This window comes from Xanthomonas sp. WHRI 10207 (assembly GCF_040202975.1).
GTDB lineage: Bacteria > Pseudomonadota > Gammaproteobacteria > Xanthomonadales > Xanthomonadaceae > Xanthomonas.
Genome location: NZ_JBEGDX010000008.1, coordinates 84,298 through 103,632 on the forward strand (window position 1 = coordinate 84,298; position 19,335 = coordinate 103,632).

Below are 19,335 nucleotides of genomic sequence, written 5' to 3' on the forward strand. Positions count from 1 at the left end.
ATACGCTCATGACCAATGCCCCTCCCGAAGCGTGCGACCTGTTGATCGAAGCCGGTTACGTGGTGCCGATCGAACCGCATGCGGTGGTGCTTGAAGACCACGCGGTGGCGGTCAGCAACGGCGTCATCGTGGCGATCCTGCCGACTGCCGAAGCACGCACGCGCTTTGCGCCGAAGCAGACTGTCTCGCGCCCGGAGGCGGCGCTGATGCCGGGTCTGGTCAATGCGCATACGCATAACCCGATGACCCTGCTGCGCGGCATTGCCGACGATCTGCCGCTGATGGTGTGGCTGCAGCAGCACATCTGGCCGGTGGAAGCGGCGGTGATCGGGCCTGAGTTCGTGGCCGACGGCACCACGCTCGCCATCGCCGAGATGCTGCGCGGCGGCACCACCTGCGTCAACGAAAACTACTTCTTTGCCGATGTGCAGGCGGCGGTCTACAAGCAACACGGTTTCCGTGCGCTGGTGGGCGCGGTGATCATCGATTTCCCCACCGCGTGGGCATCGTCGGACGACGAATACTTCGCGCGGGCCGGCGAGCTGCACGACCAATGGCGCGACGATCCGTTGATCGGCACCGCGTTCGCACCGCATGCGCCGTATACGGTGAATGACGCCAACTTCGAACGCGTGCGCATGCTCGCCGATCAGCTGGACATGCCGGTGCATCTGCACACGCATGAAACTGCGCAGGAAGTGGCCGATTCGGTGAAGCAGTACGGCCAGCGCCCGCTGGCACGGCTGGATCGGTTGGGCTTGGTCAACGACCGCCTGATCGCTGTGCACATGACCCAGCTCACCGAGGCAGAAATCCATCTGTGCGCCGAACGCGGCGTCAGCGTGGTGCATTGCCCCGAGTCCAACCTCAAGCTGGCGTCGGGCTTCTGCCCGGCATGCGCGCTGCAACGCGCAGGGGTGAATCTGGCCATCGGCACCGACGGCTGCGCCAGCAACAACGATCTGGATATGTTCAGCGAAAACCGCACTGCCGCGATCCTGGCCAAGGCCGTGGCCAACGATGCCACCGCGCTGGATGCGGCCACCACCTTGCGCGCGGCCACGTTGGGCGGCGCGCGTGCATTGGGCTTCGGCGACAAGATTGGCTCGATCGAAATCGGTAAACAGGCCGATCTGGTCTGCGTGGATCTGTCTGCGCTGGAGACCCAGCCGCTGCATCATGTGCTGTCGCAATTGATCTATGCCGCCGGCCGTCATCAGGTCACCGATGTGTGGATCGCCGGCAAGCCCAAGCTGGTGCAGCGCGAGCTGATCGACATGGATACCGCTGCCCTGGTCGCCAATGCGCGGCAATGGCGCGAACGCATCCGCACCGTCCGCGCCTGATCGCGCGTTATCGCATCCCGGAGTTCCGCATGAATCCCACGACCCAATCCACCTCCAGCAATTTTCATCAGTCCGAGCTGGATAAATTCGCCGCGCTGGCCAACCGCTGGTGGGACGCCGACGGCCCGCAGAAGCCGCTGCATGCGCTCAATCCGGTGCGTCTTGCGTACGTGTCCGCACGTCAGGAACTGGCCGGCGCACGGGTGCTGGATGTCGGCTGCGGTGGCGGCTTGCTCAGCGAGTCGATGGCGCGCCTGGGCGCGCAGGTCACCGCAATCGATCTTGCTCCAGAGCTGGTGAAAGTCGCCCGGCTGCACAGCCTGGAATCGGGCGTGCAGGTGGATTACCGCGTGCAGTCGGTGGAAGACCTGGCAGCCGAGCAGCCGGGCAGTTTCGATGCGGTGACCTGCATGGAAATGCTCGAACACGTGCCGGACCCGACCGCGATCATCCGCGCCTGCGCCAGCCTGCTCAAGCCGGGCGGCAAGCTGTTCCTGTCCACGCTCAATCGCACGCCGGCCGCATTCGCGCTGGCGGTGGTTGGTGCCGAATACATCGCACGGCTGCTGCCCAAGGGCACGCACCACTACAAGGACTTCATCAAGCCATCGGAGCTTGCGGCGTGGTTGCGCAGCGCCGAACTGCAGCTGCAAGACGTCAGCGGCATGCTGTACGAGCCATGGCGCAATCGGGCGCGGCTGTCCTCGCGCACCGAGGTCAATTATCTGGCGTATGCGGTGAGGCCGTGACGGGCGGGAATTGGGGAGTCGGGATTCGGCATTCGCAACCGCGGTTGGCTGCGATCTTGATGGCTTTCGATTCCTGCCGGGCTGCTTGTCGTTGGTCACTCGTGGTGGGCGCGTGAGTTTTCCGCATGCGGCGTTGTTCGATCTGGATGGCACCTTGCTGGACAGTGCGCCGGATATGCTGGCCACGGTCAACGCAATGCTGGCTGAGCGCGAGCGTGCGCCGATTGCGTTGGAGCAGCTGCGGCCGGTGGTGTCGAAAGGCGCGCGTGCGATGGTGGGTGTGGCCTTTGCCGAGCTCGATGACGCTGCGCGCGCCGACCTGGTGCCGGAGTTCCTGCGTCGCTACGAAGGCTTGATCGGGACCCACTCGCAGCTGTTCGATGGTGTCGAAGCGCTGCTGTCGCGGCTGGAAGCGGCCGGCTGCATCTGGGGCGTGGTCACCAACAAGCCCGAATCTCTTGCACGCTTGATCCTGCCGCAACTGGGTTGGCAACAGCGCTGTGCCGTGTTGATCGGCGGCGATACCTTGCCCGAGCGCAAGCCGCATCCGCTGCCGTTGCTGACCGCCGCCGAACGCATCGGCGTTGCGCCTGCGCAGTGCGTCTACGTCGGCGACGACGAGCGCGACATTCTCGCGGCGCGCGCGGCCAACATGCCGTCGGTGGCGGTGTTGTGGGGCTATCGCCTGCATGACGATGTGCCGGCGCGCTGGCAGGCCGATGTGCTGGTGGACCAGCCGCAGCTGCTGTGGAATCCGGCCACGTGGCCGCAGACCTGATTCTTTTGAACTTATTTCTGGACCCGCCATGAGCCAATCCAGCGCTCTCGACAGTTTTCTCGACAAGTGGCGAACCCGCTGGCCGGAGTGGTCGGTTGCCGAGCCGTTCGTTCCCGCAGCGCAGCGCCACCTGACCGCGGCCTGGTTCGCCTTGCTGCAGGAATGGGAGGACATCATGAATATCCCCGGCGACCCGTTGCCGGCCGACGCCAAGCTGGCGTGGTGGCAGCAGGAGTTGCGCGATTGGTCCAATCAACGCTCGCGGCATCCGTTGGGACGCGTGCTGGAGCCGGTGCGCGCGCCGTGGGCGCAGTTGGCCGAGACCTTGCCGACCATGCAGGTCGCACGCGCACAGCCGGCATCGCTGCAGCAGGCGCTGGACCAGTTACGGGCCTTCGCCGAGGCAGTGGTCGCAGTGGAAGCGGTGCTGTTTACGCGCACGGTGCCAAGCGATGCCACTGCGGTGTCGGTGCAATGGCTGGATGCGCGGCAACGCGTGGCCGGCGATAGCGCCGCGCCTGGCGGTGTCACCACGGTGGCCTGGCGCACGCAGCTGTTGCACGCATGGCCACGCAAGCCGGCCTTGGCGCGACCGCATCGGGTGTGGTCGCGCCTGGCGCGGTTGCGCTTGCAGCGCGAGCTGGGCGGCAAGGCGGCCTATCCACCGCCGGTGCAGCAGTTGTGGCATAGCTGGCGCTCGGCCAGCGGCGCTGACTGAGCGTACTGCGTCGGCCGTATGGCGGCCGTAGCGCGCAAGCGCACTGGTGCGCGCCGCCGGCTGGCCGGATGCGTGCCCGTTGCATTGTTGGCTTTGAGCCGATGACTTGCTGCGATCGGTTGATCGCAGCAAGCGATGCATCAGCGAGTGACTGCTGTGCTGCAGCTCAGAACATTCGACTCAGATCGGCGAATCCGGCAGCACCGAGTGATAGGCAATGAAGGCGTCATTGCATTGCAGTGGCGCGCCCGGGCCGGGTTTGCCTTGCAGCTGCACATCGTTGGGCACCGATTCCGTCAGCTGATCGTAAAAGCTCACCGGGCCGCCCTTGAAAGTGAAGTGCGTCGCGCCCGGGTTGCTCGCAGGCCCACCGAAATGCGGCTGCGCGAAGCTGACCTTGCCACCTTCCAGCACGACATTGTCCAGCGAGATGGTGATCGGCCGGGTGGTGCTGGCATCACGGTATCCGTAGAAACTCAGCTCGCCGCCACCCAATGTGGTCGAACCCAGCGAATGCACGTTACTGAGCGAAATGCCGTTGAACTGCGGGATCTTGTCGCGCGTCGCCGCATTGGCGTAATTGGCATCGAACACCAACGGGCGCGCAACCCCGCGCATGCAGATGTTCTCGAAACTGATGTCGTAGACCTGCCCGCCGCGTGAGGCATCGGACTTGATGCGCAGGCCATTGGCCGAATACGGATCGCGCTGCACATCGTTGGCGTTGAAGCCGTCGATGCTCAACCCGCGCACGGCGATATGGCGCATGCCCGAATCGGTTTCGCTGCCGAGCGAGAACCCGTGGGTGTAGTAGAACTGGTTGTAGGCGAACAGCATGTTTTCCGAGGCGATGCTGCGCTTGCTGTTGGCATGCGCCTTGATCGCCACGCCGTCGTCGCCGGTGCCGATGTAGGAGTACGCCAGCAGCACATTCTTCGACTGACCGGGGTCGAACCCGTCGGTATTTTTGGCGGTTTCTGGCGTGAAGCAGGTAGCGTGCGGATTGACGTCCGGGGTGCTGCCAGCCGGGCATTGGTAGCCGGGGCGCGAATAGACAAGGCTGGGTGCCAGGATCTTGATGCCCCACGCAGTCAGGCCCACCACGTTGTCGCTGATGACATGGAAATTGGGCGAGTTTTCCAGGGTGATGTCGTACAAGGTGACGTCGGTGCTGTTGTCGATCTGTAATAGACGCGGCACGTGCTGACTCAAGCCTTTGGTGACGTTGAGGTACGCAAGATCCCACCAGCTGGCCTTGCCGGCATTGGGCCCGTCAGTGAGCGTGCTGCCGCCGCGGCCGTCGATCTTGCCCGCACCGACGATGGCGCTCTTGGCCGCATCGGAGATGTGGATCAGCGGACTGCACGACTTGGCCTTGTCGCTGGTGGCGGTGCCGCAGATGCCCAGGCCGTTGTCGTAGTCCTGCGGATTGCGCGAGCCAAACAAGGTGACGCCGCGGTCGATCCACAACGTGACTCCACTCTTGATGGTCAGCGGCCCACTGAGCAGGCCGGACTCGCCGGCATCGCCGGGGACCAGATGCACCGCGCTGCCGGCAGGGCAATCGTCGATGGCCGCCTGCAGGCGTGCGGTATCGCGCTTGGAGTGGGCGGGATCGGCATCCAGCGTGTCCAGCGAACCGGCCACCGGCACCAGCGCGGCCTTGAGCGTGGCGCAACTCTGCGTCGGCAAGCTCGGCTGCTGGACCACGCCCCAGCGGGTGGAGATGCTGTGCGCGGTGTCTGGCACATCCTGCCCATGCGGTCGCGCCGCGTCGGCCTGGAAGGTCGTCATGCCGAACAAGGCGAGTGTGAGCGGCGCGATGGCTGGAAAGGGAAACGTAGGTTGCATGGGGGAGTGCTCCGATGGGGCGCGGCGGTGCAATCTGCGCGCGGCATCGATACGTTGCATGACAACTGGATGACCGTGGGGGGGGAGGCACAGTGCATGCAGTGCGGGTATCGATGTCGCTACGTCGATCGCTTAGGGGAGCCGTAAGCGTGGAGCCTCGTGTCGGCTGCCGACGTCGGAGGGGCGAACTCGGCACCGCATCCCCGAAGCCAACCAACGCATTGCCTCATCCAGCAATGCGCGGCCATCAGTGGAGCGGAGACGTGCCAAACAATATCGCCTGCTGGCAGGCCGCATCACGCGGGCTGCCAGCAGGCGACGAGTGCAGTGCTAAACGCAGGTTTTGCTGCGAGGCTGCTGGAGAGCGGCGCAGCTGTCCTGGCTATCGCTCAGTCGGCGGCACCCGCACCGCTATTGCCGTGCTCGTAAAAGCGGTTTGCCGAATTGGTGCAGCTGCTGCTGCAATAGGGGCGGCTTGCGGTGGAGGCATTCCAGGGCGTGGTCTTGCGGATATGGCTACCCAGCGTGGAGTTGCGTACCGTCACCTGACCATTGGGCGAGGTGCCGTTGACGTAAGCGCCCAGATTGCTGATGCCTTCGTCCCAGGCGCGGCCCAGATAGGTCTGGTTGTCGGGCGAACCGGACAGGCTGACAAAGGTGCTGTTGATGGCAAGAAAGCCGTACGCGCTGCCGGGGCGCGTGCTGGGTGCAAAGACATAGCCGCCTCGGCTGGTTCCCAGGCGCGCGCCGGTGGAGCGGATGTTGGCAGTGTCGAACACGCCGACGCCGGAGCCGAAGATGAAATCCACATCGCCATCGATGGTGCTGTTCTTGAAATACGCACGAATGACATTGGCTGCATTTGTCGCACTGATCAGCAAGGTGTCCTGGTTGCCGGTCACCAGCACATCTTCGAAGCTCGCCTTGTCGCCGCGCACTGCCAGCGCGACAGCCGCCTGGTTGTTGTCCGCGTAGGTGCCTTCGACGTAATTGTTGTCCACACGCAGATGGCGTGCCTGGAAGTCGGCCGCGCGCACCGTCAGCGTGGCGCTGTTGGATGTCCCCACCGTGGCGGCCGAGGCATTGCTGGCACACGCATGGCTCGCCGTCCCGGTGGGCTTGGGCGTGGGGTTGGCATTGTTGAAGCGGATGATGGTGTCGGCCTTGGCCGCACCCAGCCCGAACAGGGTCAACGGCGGCGCATTGGTCGGCACGCACACCAGTTCGGTATAGGTGCCCGCCTTGATGCTGATGTAGCGACGCGTGGTGCCGCCTGCGGTCACTGCCGCATCGATCGCCGACTGCACGGTGCGGTAGCGCGTGGAGCCATCCGCGGCCACCGCATAGTCCGCGCTGAGCAAGGCAACGCCGGCAGTGGGATTCCAGTTGTCGGTGACCAATGCAGTGATCGGCCCGGCCTTGGCCAGCGCTTTGGCGATCGTATAAGTGCTTGCTTCGCTGCTGGTGAGCTGCGGACGTGAAGCGGTGCCGGTGAGTGCTGCCGCATCAACGCTGACAAGACTCAATAGTGCAGCGGCGATGCAGGTCGTGCGGATGTGCGAGACGGACATGGTGTGGCGCTCTTTTGGGAAGGGACGCATACAGACACGTGGGGGCACCGCAGATGTTCTGCGCTGCGTGAGTCGTCGAGCGCGGTTGCCTGCGATGGAGCAGGCGTCGTGGTCGGGTTGGAGTTCACGTCGGTGCCGCCTGCGGTGCAGAGCGATGGTACTGCCGGGGTCGCTTGTTGGCGCCGGCGACGCCAAGCAATGTGCAGGATGTGCGCTGTGGTCACGCTTTACACCAGCTGCAGGTCGCAACGCGCACCACTAGAGCGGCTCTCACAACGTAGCGAGCAGCCGTCAGGTGGATGCGGGCGGCGCGAATCAAATGGCGTGCACGCGTGATCCCTGCCGTACCTGGCGCCGCTAGCGCCCGTCTGGCGGCTGCGCAGTCATTGTGTTGGCCGCTCCTAATCGTGTTGTCAGTCGCGCATGGCCGCTGACTCGATGCGGCTGCCTTATACCGATGCGTTGCCTGTGCGTCCTCACATGCCGTGGGCGTGCGGCCTTCCAGACTCAACGGCCCGCGTAAAAGCGCGTATGTCAGGAATCGAAATGGCAGATCCCAAAGAACTGCAGGAAAAATTCTGGAAGGCGTTGAAGTCCGACCGCACCGTGATGCTGGGCCTGGATGGCGTCGAAGACGGCCATGCGCGTCCGATGACCGCGCAGATCGAGGGCGACAGCGGTGGTCCGATCTGGTTTTTCACATCCAAGGACAATGCATTGATCGCAATGCTTGGGCAGGGCCGCCGCGTCATCGGCGCCTTCAGCAGCAAGGGCCATGATCTATTCGCCAGCATCAGCGGATCGCTGCGCGAAGACACTGACCCGGCCGTGATCGAGCGGTTGTGGAACCCGTACGTCGCAGCATGGTACGAAGGCGGCAAGGACGATCCGAAGTTGGCGCTGTTGCGTCTGGACCCCGATCACGCGCAGATCTGGCTCAACGGCTCCAGTCTGCTCGCCGGCATCAAGGTGCTGTTCGGCGTCGACCCGAAGAAGGATTACCAGGACAAGGTAGCGGACGTTCCGCTGCGTTGACGGTTGCATGCACACGCGGCCTTCAATGTCGCGTGTGCGTGCCGCTTGTATCCCGACGATTGCGCATCGGTACGCGACGACAGCGTTGGGATTTCGCTCGCACGGTCTTGTCGGTGTGGAACGCTTGGGTAGGGGCCGCCCGTGCGCCTTGCATGCGCCGCACTGATCTGCGCTTCACCACGGCAGAACACCGAGCGGCGCGATGATCAATCCCCACGGCACAGCGCGCTTGCGCCGGTGCTTCATGAGGAGAGTGACATGCAGCAGATCGAGATCGGCCAGATGGTATTCCTGCGCGACGGCGAAGTTGGTGTGGGCGCGGTGCGCGATATCCGCAACGATGGCGCCGAGCTGGTGATCAATATCGAGAACGGCGGCGATTTCGTCCTGCCGGCGTCGGTGGTGCGCGATGTGCATTCTGGCAAGGTGTTATTGGATGTGGATCGGTTGCCAGAGGATGTGCGCAATGCGCTGCGTCATGTGCATGACAGCGAGCTGCAGACCAGTACTTATGCTGCAAGCAATCCGCAGGATGGTGCGCTGAGGTAGACCTCCACGACAAGACCGGACTCACGACCTCGCGGGCTGCCGTGGTCGATTCCTTGCGCAACGGACCTTGCGCCGATCTGACATCGCGACTGCGACGCGCGCTGATTGATGAAAGCCTGGCGTTAACGGCGTCGTCAGTGAGCGGGCGCTGCGCGAAAAATAGTGCATTGCAGGCGCCAGCCGCGCGCTCTCATCGGCCGGCCTGCAATGATCGCGTATTGCATCTTGCAGGCGGCGGCAGGCGGGCAAGCACTCGTCGCTGATGAGTCGCCTTGTTGACGACCCATCTCCGATTCATCGGCCAGAGCGTTATGCATCCGGCAACAGGAACGTGCGCGGCACCGCATCGGCAGGCCCCGCCGACGGCAATGCCGGTTGTTCCGCTTCGTCCTTGAGTTGCACACCGGACAACTTACGGCGGAACGCTTCGCGCAACAGATACGCCAGCTTGTGCGTGGCTTCGGCGTAACTCAGTCCTTCGGTACGGATATTGGAGATGCAATTGCGTGCGGCATCGGTCAAGCCGACGCGTGGCGTGTAGGTGAGATACAGGCCGAGACTGTCGGGCGAACTCAGGCCCGGCCGCTCGCCGATCAAGACGATCACCACGCGTGCCTTGAGCAGCTCGCCGACCTCGTCGCCTATCGCGACGCGCCCTTGTGCAACCAACACCACCGGCGCCAGCGACCAGGTTTCATGTGCAGCCAGGGCATCGATCTGTTCGAGCATGTGCGCCGCGTGCCGATGCACGGCCAGCGCCGAGAGCCCGTCGGCAACCACCACGGCGACATCATGCCCGCCGCCATGCACAGCGGTGAGCCCGCGCAGATGCGTGGCAGCGTCGTCGGCCAGGCGGCGTCCCAAATCCGGGCGTTGCAGATAGGCATGCCGGTCCACCGCAGCGCTGTGCAACAGAATGCTGCTGCGCCCACGTTGTTCCAGTGCGGCCTGCAATGGTGCCGGGTCGAATGCCAGATGCACCGCATCGCGTGCCTGCGCATGCGCGAGCTGGAAATCCAGGTGCGCGGCAGTGGGCAGACTGGTGCCGACCCGCCCGAGTGCGATGCGCGCAGGGGTGAGCCGACGCAGTTGCGCCCAGGCATCGTGCGGGGGTGTCGTCGGGCTGCTCATTGCGGCGACTCGGTGGGGAAGTGCGACAGCGCACGGCGAAACGCTGCAGGTACCTCGTTGCCCAGTTCAAACCGCCCATCGGCGTATAGCCGCAGAATGCCTTGCTGGTCCAGCCATCGCTCGAATTCGGGCGCCGCACGCAGGCCAAGCGCCTGACGCGCATACAGCGCATCGTGGAATGAGGTTGTCTGGTAATTCAGCATCACATCGTCCGAGCCGGGAATGCCCATGATGAAGTTGATGCCGGCGGTGCCGAGCAGAGTCAGCAACATATCCATATCGTCCTGGTCGGCTTCGGCATGGTTGGTGTAGCAGATATCGCAGCCCATCGGCACGCCAAGCAATTTGCCGCAGAAATGATCCTCCAGCCCCGCACGAATGATCTGCTTGCCGTCGTAGAGATACTCCGGGCCGATGAAGCCGACCACGGTGTTCACCAGCAGCGGCTTAAACTGTCGTGCCACCGCATAGGCGCGCACTTCGCAGGTCTGTTGATCCACGCCATGATGTGCGTTGGCCGACAGCGCGCTGCCCTGGCCGGTTTCGAAATACATCACGTTGTCGCCGACGCTACCGCGCCGCAAGGACAGCCCCGCCTCGTAGCCCTCCTGCAGTACCGCCAGGTTGATGCCGAAGCTGGCATTCGCGGCCTCTGTGCCCGCGATGGACTGGAACACAAGATCCACCGGTACGCCGCGATTGATGGCCTCGATAGTGGTGGTGATATGCGCCAGCACGCACGACTGCGTGGGGATCTGGTAGCCGGTGATCACCGCATCGAGCATGCGCAACAACGTGGTGGTGGCTGCCAGGCTATCGCTGGCCGGATTGATGCCGATCACCGCATCGCCATTGCCGTACAACAATCCGTCGAGCACGCTGGCGGCAATGCCGGTGGCATCGTCGGTGGGATGATTGGGTTGCAGGCGCGTGGATAGCCGCCCGCGCAATCCCAGAGTATTGCGAAAGCGCGTGACCACGCGGATCTTTTGCGCGACCAGGATCAGGTCCTGCACACGCATCAGCTTGGACACTGCGGCGACCATTTCCGGGGTCAGGCCGGGGGCCAGCGCGGCCAGTGCGGCTTCATCGGCCTGCGCACTCAGCAACCAATCGCGAAACCCGCCGACGGTGAGGTGCGCCACTGCGGCGAATGCGTCGGCGTCGTGCTGGTCGACGATCAGCCGGGTGACTTCATCGGTGTCATACGGCACCACGGCTTCATCAAGAAAATGCCGCAACGGCAGGTCTGCCAGCGCCATCTGCGCCGCGACGCGCTGCAGCTCGGAATCGGCCGCAAGCCCGGCCAGTTGATCGCCCGAACGTGCCGGCGTCGCCTTGGCCAGCAACGTTTTGAGATCGGCAAACTGGAACCGCTCGCCGCCGGCCGTAAACGCAAAGCCGCTCATCTGCCGCTGGCCACGGTGGACGTCTGGCTGCGCAGGCTCAGCACGCAACACAGCGCGCCAAACAGCAGCAGGCCGACAAAGATCAACGCCACGATCGGGTTGAACCACACCATCGCCACCAGGCAGACCAACGCGAGCAACAGCGCAATCGCCGGCACCACCGGATACCCGGGTGCGCGGAAGCTGCGCTCCAGCCCAGGTTCAGAGCGTCGCAGCTTGAACAAACTGAGCATGCTCATGACATACATCACGATGGCGCCGAACACTGACATGGTGATCATTGCCGCCGTCAGCGACATGCCCTGAATCTTCACCACGCTATCGCTGCAGATTGCGGCAATGCCGATCGCGCCGCCGGCCAGGATCGCGCGGTGCGGCGTACGAAAGCGCGACAACTTTGCCAGCCCGTGCGGCAAAAAGCCGGCACGCGCCAGCGCGAAAAATTGCCGCGAGTAACCCAGGATGATGCCGTGGAAGCTGGCCACCAGCCCGAACAAGCCGATCCACACCAGCATGTGCAACCAGGTCGAACTGTTGCCGACCACGGCCTTCATCGCCTGCGGTAGCGGGTCGTTGATGTTGGATAGCTGGCGCCAGTCGCCCACGCCGCCGGCAAACACCATCACGCCCAGCGCCAACACCACCAAGGTGAGAATGCCAGCGATGTAGGCGCGCGGGATCGTGCGCTTGGGGTCCTTGGCCTCCTCGGCCGCCATCGCTGCGCCTTCGATCGCCAGAAAAAACCAGATCGCAAACGGAATTGCCGCAAAGATGCCGGAGATGGCCGCAGGGCCGAACACGTCGCTGCCGGCCCAGCCATTGGCGGCGAAGCGCGCCACGCTGAAACCCGGCGCTACCACGCCCATGAAGACCAACAGTTCGATCACTGCCAGCAAGGTCACGATCAGCTCGAAGGCAGCCGCAATCGCCACGCCGACAATGTTCAAGCTCATGAAGATTACATACGCGCCGATGGCGGCGATGCGCGGGTCCAGCGTGGGGAACTGCACATTCAGATACGCACCGATCGCCATCGCAATGGCCGGTGGCGCGAACACGAATTCGATCAACGTGGCCAGGCCGGCCAGCATCCCGCCATAGGTGCCGAACGCGCGCAGGCTGTAGGCGAATGGCCCGCCTGCATTTGGAATGGCCGTGGTCAGCTCGGTAAAGCTGAAGATGAAGCAGGTGTACATCACTGCGACCAGCACGGTGGTGACCAGAAATCCCAGCGTGCCGGCGGTGCCCCAGCCGTAACTCCAACCGAAGTATTCGCCGGAGATCACCAGACCCACCGCAATGCCCCACAGCTGCCAGGTGCCGAGTGTGGGCTTGAGTTGCTCGTTGCGCATGTCGCACATCTCCTGCAGTCGGGGGAGGGGAGACGAAGCACGTCGATTGCAAGGGCGTGATCGCCAGCTCGGACTGACCGTCGCTGGCCGATCCGCCGCTGTCATCGGCGATGATCGACGTTCGTCCGGTTATACCCCAAAGCCCGGCGACGGACACAAGCGCAGCGGGTAGGTGTGGCGGAACGTGGTGGCGTTCCAATCCGATCAATCGACAAGTGGGTGGAATCGCCGACAGGCCGCTGTGCGGCTGCAATCGCTGAAAGCCCCTCTCCCCTCGGGAGAGGGGTTGGGGTGAGGGTACGGTTACTCAGTTAACCAGCCGCCGCCGCACCCTCATCCGGCGCTACGCGCCACCTTCTCCCGGAGGGAGAAGGGAGGTGTCCACGAGTTGCTGTGAGTGCGCACGGGTTGAGCGCTTGATGCGCAAACGCTGGCATTGCCACAGCCCACAGCCTACGCATTCGATCAATCAACACTTGTGTGGATTCGTCGAGGGCCCGCTTCGCTGCCGGCAAGTGAAAGCCCCTCTCCCCTCGGGAGAGGGGTTGGGGTGAGGGTACGGTTACTCAGTTAACCAGCCGCTGCCGCACCCTCATCCGGCGCTGCGCGCCACCTTCTCCCGATGGGAGAAGGGAAAAGCCGCCCATCCGGAGTTACTTCCCGCGCTGAAGCACCAGTAGTGGATCGATACTCACATCGAACCGCGCCGCAGAGATATCTGGCTGCCAGCATGTCCACCGCGCCGCTGCGCGCCAGTGTTCCAACAGCCAGCAGAGCTACTTCCCGCGCTCAAGCACCAACAAGGGATCTATACGCACATCGAACCAATTCATCCCCCAATGCAGATGCGGCCCGGTCGCACGTCCCGTCGCCCCCACCGCTGCAATCACTTGGCCCTGTTCCACCCGATCGCCCACTTCGACGTCGATCCGCGACAGATGCAGAAAGTTGGAGCTGATGCCGAAGCCGTGATCGAGCAGGACCGTGCCACCGGTCAGATACAGATCCGGCGCAGCAAACGTGACCACGCCCGCAGCCGGGGCCTTGACCGGCGTGCCGGTCGGCACGGCGATGTCCATGCCAGAGTGACCGGCGCCGGGCTGGCCGTTGTACACGCGCGCATTGCCGAAGCGCCCACTGATGCGGCCCTGCACCGGCCAGATAAAGGGCTGCGCAAAATCCGTGCGTGCATCGTCGCGATCACGCGCGGCGGTGACCTGCGCCTGCTCGCGCTTGATGCGCTCGGCAATGGCCGCAGGCGGGTTCACCGTCTTGGGCGGCACGCCGTTGACGCGCTCGGTTGGCCAATCGCGCGGCGTCACTGCGATGCTGCTGCTGCGCTGGGTGCCATCGGGCAAGGTGATTTGCACCTGCAGCGGGCCGGTCGCGTCGCGGCCGATGCCGAAGACCACGCTGCCGTAGCCACTGACGCGCAGCGTGCGCCCTGCATATTGCACGGTGCTGCCGGCAGGTACCTTGCCGATCACCATGGCTCCTTGCGAGGCGTTGGCCGGGAACACCACCCCAGCCTCGCTCGCGGCCTGCGCCTGCACTGCGCCCGCACTCAGCATGGCCGGCGCCAACGCCAGCCATGCACCAAACAGTGCTGCGCGCATCAGCGGTCGAAGGTCAGGCGCTGGCCAGCAGCACTGCCGACCAACTGCTCGCCGTCCCACACCTGCTGCCCGTTGACCCAGGTTGCGGCAATGCGCGAGCGGAACGTGGTGCCCTCGAACGGCGACCAGCCGCATTTGGACAGCACCTGCTCGCGCTTCACGGTGAATGGGGTGTTGTCGATCATCACCAGATCGGCGAAGTAGCCTTCGCGCAGAAAGCCGCGCTCTTCCACATCGAACAACTGCGCCGGTGCATGCGCGAACTTCTGCACGATGCGGGTGATCGGCAGCTTGCCTTCATGCACCAGCTCCAGCGCGGCGACCAGCGCGTACTGCACCAGCGGCAAGCCGGACGGCGCCTGCGCGTAGGGCTTCTGCTTCTCTTCCCAGGTATGCGGGGCGTGGTCGGTGGCGAGCACGTCGATGACGTCTTCGGCCAGCGCTTCGATCAGGGCCAGGCGGTCGTCTGCGTCCTTGATCGCGGGGTTGCACTTGATCAGGTTGCCCAGCCGCGCGTAATCGCTGCGGTCGAAGCGCAAGAAGTGGATGCAGGTCTCGGCAGTGATGCGCTTGCGCAGTTTGCCGTCGGCGTCCACCAGCGGGCCGGCTTCGAACAGCCCCAGCTCGTCTGCGGTGGAGATATGCAGCACGTGCAGACGGGTGTTGTGCTTGCGCGCCAGCGACACGGCCAGCTGCGAGGACTTCAGGCAGGCCTGCCGCGAGCGGATGTCCGGGTGCATGTCCGGGGTCAGCGCATCGCCGTACTTTTCCTTGTACTGCGCCATCGTCGCGTCGATGGTCGGGGTGTCTTCGCAATGGGTGATGATCGGCGTCGGCGCGTCGCGGAAGATCGCGTCCAGCGTCTCGGGGTTATCGACCAGCATGTTGCCGGTGGAGGCGCCCATGAACACCTTGATGCCCGGCGCGGTCTTGGGGTCCAGCGACTGGATCGCGGCCAGGTTGTCGTTGCTGGCGCCCATGTAGAAGCCGTAGTTGGCCCAGGCGCGCCCGGCCGCAGCATCGTACTTGGACTGCAGCGCGGCCGCGTCCAGCGTGGGCGGGTTGGTGTTGGGCATGTCCATAAAGCTGGTCAGCCCGCCGGCCACGGCGGCGCCGGATTCGGTAGCGATGTCGCCCTTGTGGGTCAGGCCCGGCTCGCGAAAGTGCACCTGGTCGTCGATCATGCCCGGCAGCACCCAGCGCCCGGCCGCGTCCACCACTGTGTCGCCGGCGGCGGGCGTGATCTTGCTGTCGATCTTGGCGATGCGACCGCCCTCGATCAGGAGATCGGCGTCGAACTCCTTGCCTTCGTTGACCAGGCGGGCGTTGATGATGACGGTTCGGCTCATGGATGAGGTCCTTTGCAACTGCAGGAAGAAGAGGGGGAAGGGGCGGTGGACGCGGATGCGTCGGGCACCGGATCGAAGCCGCCCGGATGGAAGGGATGACAGCGGCCGAGCCGGCGCGCAGCCAGCCAGCTCCCGCGTAGCGGGCCGAAGCGGCCGATGGCGGTCATCGCATACTCCGAGCAACTGGGCGCAAAACGGCAGCGCGGCCCGAGCAGCGGGCTGATGAACAGCTTGTAGAAGCGCAACAGCGCGATGAGCAGGCGTCCGATCACTTGCCAATCATATGCCACTTGCATTAATAGGTGGTTGCCGGGGGTCAGCGGGGTACGTTATAAAGGCCCGCTTTCCCGGGCCCCGGGGGAACCAAGGAAGAGCGTTTCGTGGCTGCTAAAAAACCTGCAAAAAAGGCCGTAGAGGCCGCCAAGAAGTCCGCCAAACCCGCTGCGAAGAAGGCAGCGGCGCCTGCCGCTGCAAAACCGGCCGCCAAGAAGGCGACTCCGGCTCCTGCGCAACCGGTTGCCAAGAAGGCACCTGCGACCAAGGCCGCTGCCAAGCCGGCGCCGGCTTCCAAGGCCGCAGCGCCCAAGCCCGTGAAACCTGTCGCCAAGACCGCTGCCAAGCCGGCGGCGAGCAAGGCAGCTCCGGCTGCCGCCAAACCGGCTGCCAAGCCGGTGGCGTCCAAGTCCGTACCGAAGCCGGCCACCAAGCCGGTTCCGGCCAAGTCAGTCCCGGTCAAGGCTGAGAAGCCCGCGCCCGCACCGGCCCCCAAGGCCGTCCCTGCGAAGCCGGCAAAGCCCGCGACCCCGTCACTTAAGAATCCCGTGCCCGTTTCGAAATCTTCCGCAAAAACGCCAACCAAAACCGAAGCCCCCGCCAAGCCCGCCGCGACCCGTCCGGTCGGCAAGGTGGCAGTGGCCGTGACCGCCAAGTCATCCAGCCCGACGCCCAAGACCAAGTACAAAGTGGTCGACTACAAGAACGACGAGACCACCGGTCGCCCGATCCTCCCGCAGGGCTACAAGCCTTCGGCGGACGAGGAGTACATGAGCAAACTGCAGCAGGAATACTTCCGTCAGCGTCTGCAGAGCTGGCGCAACGAGATGGTGGAGGAATCCAAGCAGACCATCGAAAACCTGCGCGAAGAAGTGCGCGACATCGGCGACGAAGCCGAGCGTGCCACGCGCGAGACCGAGAATTCGCTGGAACTGCGCGCGCGCGACCGTGCACGCAAGCTGATCTCCAAGATCGACAGCACGCTGAAGCGTCTGGAAGACGGCGACTACGGCTACTGCGTGGACACCGGCGAAGAAATCGGACTGGACCGCCTGGACGCGCGTCTGACTGCCGAGCGCACCATCGACGCCCAGGAGCGTTGGGAGCATCTGCAGAAGCAGCAGGGCGACTAATCGCCTTTCTTCGTCCGCATAAAAAACCCCGCCATGTGCGGGGTTTTTTGTGGGCGGTGGGTTGTTGCGGGCCGTTGTCGTGGCGCGTCGTTGCAGTGGGGCAGGCGACGCGGTGCCTTGCGGATTAGGTGGATCCCGTTGCATCGACCATCGCGGCGCGAGTACGCGCAAGCGGTGCAGGGCACTGGCGGCCTCTGCGACCAGCGCCTCGCCAGGCTTGGCCTGGAGCGGCTGGACAACCCGTCGCGGGCACACCGGCAGCATTTACAGCCGATGCCTCGCCAGGCTTGGCCTGGAGCGGCTGGACAACCCGTCGCGGGCACACCGGCAGCATTTGCAGCCGATGCCTCGCCAGGCTTGGCCTGGAGCGGCTGGACAACCCGTTGCGGGCACACCGTCAGCATTTGCAGCCGATGCCTCGCCAGGCTTGGCTTGAAGCGGCGGACAACACGCAGCGAGAAGTCATCAGGCGGATTCGGCCGCCGCGCTCAGAACCCACGTGCACGCGGTGTACCTACAGCACCGAGCACCGACTGCGCCCGTGTTGCAGTGAGCGCAGTCGTCTTGTCGGCTGCGCTTATTGCAGATCGCGTAAGTCCAGCTTGCGCAACCGCGGCGCCTTCCAGGCCGTGGTTGCCACCACGCCCAGCGTGACGCAGCCGCCGATAACGACCGCCGGCACCAGCCCGACCAGCCGTGCCATGACGCCGTCGTAGAACGCACCCAGCTCGTTGGAGGAGCCGATGAAGATGCCGTTGATCGACGACACCCGGCCACGCATCGCGTCCGGCGTAGCGAGCTGCAGAATGGTCTGCCGCACCACCACCGACACGCCGTCGCACATGCCGTAGACCAGCAGGATCGCCGCCGACAGCCAGAAGTGCCGCGACAGGCCGAAGGCGATCGTGCACAGCCCGAAGCCGGCCACCGACAGCATCAGGATGCGGCCGGCATTGCGCTGCAGCGGGTGCCGCGCCAGCCACACGCCGACCACGATCGAGCCCAGCGCCGGCGCACCGCGCAGGATGCCCAGTCCTTCGGGGCCGTAATGCAGGATTTCCTGGATGAAGGCCGGCAACATCGACACCGCGCCGCCCAGCAGCACCGAAAACATGTCCAGCGCCATCGCGCCCAGCATGATCTGGTTGGAGAGCACGAACTGCGCCCCTTCGGCGATGCTGCGGAAGATCGGTGCACGTGGGCCGGCCTTGACCGGCTCGCTGACGCGCAACAACGCCAGGGCCAGGATCGCCACCAATGCCACGCCTGCGGCGACGCCATAGGCCAGGCCCTTGCCGCCCCAGCCGACCAGCACGCCGCCCAGTGCCGGGCCGATCACCATGCCGGCCTGGAAGGTGACGCTGCCGATGCTGGCGCCGCGTGCGAACGCTTCGCGCGGCAACGCACGCGCGAACAAGGCGTTGTAGACCGGCGACAGGAACGAGCGCGCCGCGCCGGTCAATGCGATGGCGGCATAGATCGGCCACACGCCCTGGATGGGCAGCCAGCCCTGTGCGATCGCCATCAACAGCAACGCGGTGGCGACCAACCCCAGGACTGCGACCATGCCCAGGCGCCTGCGTGGCAGATGATCGACCAGATAGCCGGCAAACGGCGCAATGCAGAAGAACGGCAGGATTTCCGCAAGGCCGATCAGCCCGAGCGACAGCGGATTGCGCGTGATCTCATAGATGTGCCAACCGACCGTGACCGCCACGATCTGGTACGACAGCATTGCCGCGACGCGGTACAGCAACACCAGGCCGAAGCCCGGATGGGCGAACAGCGTGCGCAGCGAGTCGGTGGGCGAGGGCGTCGGCGTGCTCACTGTTGTGCGCGTGCAGTGTCGCGAATGAAGGCCAGCATGGCGGCCACGCCGTTGCTACGCGTCGGCGATAGGTGCTTGGCCAGGCCAATGCCGGCGATGTAGTCCGGTTCGGTGGCCAGAATTTCTTGCGCGCTACGCCCGGAATACACGCGCAGCGCCAGATAGATCAGCCCGGACACGATGGCCGAATCGCTGACGGCATGGAAGTCCAGCCGTTCGGCATTGCCTTCCGGCACGATCCACACCATCGACTGGCACCCATGCAGGCGGTGTTCTTCGGTCTTCCACTGCTCTGGGAAAGTGGGCAATTTGCGGCCCAGATCGATCAGGTACTGGTAGCGCTCGGACCAGTCGCTGAAGAATGAAAACTCGTCGGCAATGGCGGCCTGCGCTTCGACGGCAGTGGGTTCAAGCGGAAAGGGGGTGGTGGTCATCAAAATTCCAGAATCGTTCGCAAAATCTAGGGGCATTCGGTCAAAGCCCCTCTCCCTCCGGGAGAGGGGTTGGGGTGAGGGTACGGGCGAAGCCTCGCTGGAATTCGATGCGGACGTCGTCCAGCCCTCAAAAAAGCGGTACACGCGGCTTCGCCTGCACCCTCATCCGCCCCTTCGGGGCACCTTCTCCCGCGCGCGGGAGAAGAAATCTGA

The 19,335-nt window shown here is 64.6% G+C and carries 18 protein-coding genes and 1 other RNA gene; 7 read left to right on the forward strand and 12 right to left on the reverse strand.

The features are described from left to right. The first annotated feature begins 8 nt into the window (after window positions 1-8). From ABQU90_RS20655 to ABQU90_RS20670, 4 genes are all read left to right on the forward strand, one after another. Window positions 9-1,346, forward strand: coding sequence for a TRZ/ATZ family hydrolase (locus ABQU90_RS20655; protein WP_323522668.1), 1,338 nt, complete (start codon window positions 9-11; stop codon window positions 1,344-1,346). Between the two features lie 29 nt (window positions 1,347-1,375). After that, window positions 1,376-2,095, forward strand: a complete 720-nt coding sequence (gene ubiG, locus ABQU90_RS20660) for a bifunctional 2-polyprenyl-6-hydroxyphenol methylase/3-demethylubiquinol 3-O-methyltransferase UbiG (protein ID WP_055852321.1) — start codon at window positions 1,376-1,378, stop codon at window positions 2,093-2,095. A gap of 112 nt (window positions 2,096-2,207) precedes the next feature. Beyond that, entirely contained in the window at window positions 2,208-2,873 is a 666-nt protein-coding gene (locus ABQU90_RS20665) for a phosphoglycolate phosphatase (protein ID WP_349780890.1), read from the forward strand. Between the two features lie 28 nt (window positions 2,874-2,901). Beyond that, complete coding sequence (locus ABQU90_RS20670; RefSeq protein ID WP_323522670.1) at window positions 2,902-3,591, forward strand: isoprenoid biosynthesis enzyme family protein; 690 nt, start codon at window positions 2,902-2,904, stop codon at window positions 3,589-3,591. A gap of 180 nt (window positions 3,592-3,771) precedes the next feature. On the opposite strand, the gene ABQU90_RS20675 is transcribed toward ABQU90_RS20670, so the two are convergent. The 3 genes from ABQU90_RS20675 to ABQU90_RS20685 form a co-directional block, all read right to left on the reverse strand. Beyond that, window positions 3,772-5,442: a glycoside hydrolase family 28 protein gene (locus ABQU90_RS20675; RefSeq protein ID WP_323522671.1), complete on the reverse strand. Its 1,671-nt coding sequence runs from the start codon at window positions 5,440-5,442 to the stop codon at window positions 3,772-3,774. Window positions 5,443-5,831: 389 nt separating this feature from the next. Then, complete coding sequence (locus ABQU90_RS20680; RefSeq protein WP_323522672.1) at window positions 5,832-7,013, reverse strand: putative acyl-CoA thioester hydrolase; 1,182 nt, start codon at window positions 7,011-7,013, stop codon at window positions 5,832-5,834. 265 nt (window positions 7,014-7,278) lie between these two features. Then, window positions 7,279-7,354, reverse strand: a non-coding RNA gene (locus ABQU90_RS20685) — sX9 sRNA. A 190-nt stretch (window positions 7,355-7,544) separates the two neighbouring features. Between ABQU90_RS20685 and ABQU90_RS20690 the strand changes: the two genes are divergently transcribed. Both ABQU90_RS20690 and ABQU90_RS20695 read left to right on the forward strand, forming a co-directional pair. Further along, complete coding sequence (locus tag ABQU90_RS20690) at window positions 7,545-8,048, forward strand: pyridoxamine 5'-phosphate oxidase family protein (protein WP_193552451.1); 504 nt, start codon at window positions 7,545-7,547, stop codon at window positions 8,046-8,048. 258 nt (window positions 8,049-8,306) lie between these two features. Then, entirely contained in the window at window positions 8,307-8,597 is a 291-nt protein-coding gene (locus tag ABQU90_RS20695) for a hypothetical protein (protein WP_115513166.1), read from the forward strand. A gap of 309 nt (window positions 8,598-8,906) precedes the next feature. Here ABQU90_RS20695 and eutC read toward each other — a convergent pair whose 3' ends face one another. The 7 genes from eutC to ABQU90_RS22855 all read right to left on the reverse strand — a co-directional run bounded on the left by eutC (window position 8,907) and on the right by ABQU90_RS22855 (window position 16,382). Beyond that, window positions 8,907-9,728, reverse strand: a complete 822-nt coding sequence (gene eutC, locus ABQU90_RS20700; protein WP_323522673.1) for an ethanolamine ammonia-lyase subunit EutC — start codon at window positions 9,726-9,728, stop codon at window positions 8,907-8,909. Beyond that, the gene (locus ABQU90_RS20705; protein WP_323522674.1) at window positions 9,725-11,137 is read right to left on the reverse strand and encodes an ethanolamine ammonia-lyase subunit EutB; all 1,413 of its coding nucleotides are present in this window, start codon (window positions 11,135-11,137) and stop codon (window positions 9,725-9,727) included. Before ABQU90_RS20705 ends, eutC begins: the two co-directional genes overlap by 4 nt. Beyond that, window positions 11,134-12,498 carry an ethanolamine permease gene (gene eat / locus ABQU90_RS20710; protein ID WP_115553923.1) on the reverse strand — a complete coding sequence of 455 codons (1,365 nt, stop codon included), beginning with the start codon at window positions 12,496-12,498 and terminating at the stop codon, window positions 11,134-11,136. Before eat ends, ABQU90_RS20705 begins: the two co-directional genes overlap by 4 nt. 767 nt (window positions 12,499-13,265) lie before the next feature. Further along, on the reverse strand, window positions 13,266-14,105 hold the full coding sequence (locus ABQU90_RS20715; RefSeq protein ID WP_323522675.1) for a M23 family metallopeptidase: 840 nt from the start codon (window positions 14,103-14,105) through the stop codon (window positions 13,266-13,268). Continuing rightward, complete coding sequence (locus ABQU90_RS20720) at window positions 14,105-15,454, reverse strand: dihydroorotase (RefSeq protein ID WP_115513159.1); 1,350 nt, start codon at window positions 15,452-15,454, stop codon at window positions 14,105-14,107. The genes ABQU90_RS20715 and ABQU90_RS20720 overlap by 1 nt, the downstream gene beginning before the upstream one ends. Next, complete coding sequence (gene yidD, locus ABQU90_RS20725) at window positions 15,451-15,750, reverse strand: membrane protein insertion efficiency factor YidD (protein ID WP_323522676.1); 300 nt, start codon at window positions 15,748-15,750, stop codon at window positions 15,451-15,453. Before yidD ends, ABQU90_RS20720 begins: the two co-directional genes overlap by 4 nt. A 20-nt stretch (window positions 15,751-15,770) precedes the next feature. After that, entirely contained in the window at window positions 15,771-16,382 is a 612-nt protein-coding gene (locus ABQU90_RS22855; protein ID WP_407078793.1) for a hypothetical protein, read from the reverse strand. Between the two features lie 115 nt (window positions 16,383-16,497). Between ABQU90_RS22855 and dksA the strand changes: the two genes are divergently transcribed. Continuing rightward, window positions 16,498-16,860, forward strand: a complete 363-nt coding sequence (gene dksA, locus ABQU90_RS22860; RefSeq protein ID WP_267191048.1) for an RNA polymerase-binding protein DksA — start codon at window positions 16,498-16,500, stop codon at window positions 16,858-16,860. 577 nt (window positions 16,861-17,437) lie between these two features. Here dksA and ABQU90_RS20735 read toward each other — a convergent pair. Both ABQU90_RS20735 and ABQU90_RS20740 read right to left on the reverse strand, forming a co-directional pair. Next, window positions 17,438-18,688 (reverse strand): MFS transporter, encoded by a 1,251-nt coding sequence (locus ABQU90_RS20735; protein WP_323522678.1) that lies wholly within the window; start codon window positions 18,686-18,688, stop codon window positions 17,438-17,440. Continuing rightward, window positions 18,685-19,122, reverse strand: a complete 438-nt coding sequence (locus ABQU90_RS20740) for a SufE family protein (RefSeq protein WP_055852053.1) — start codon at window positions 19,120-19,122, stop codon at window positions 18,685-18,687. Before ABQU90_RS20740 ends, ABQU90_RS20735 begins: the two co-directional genes overlap by 4 nt. Between the last annotated feature and the right edge of the window lie 213 nt (window positions 19,123-19,335).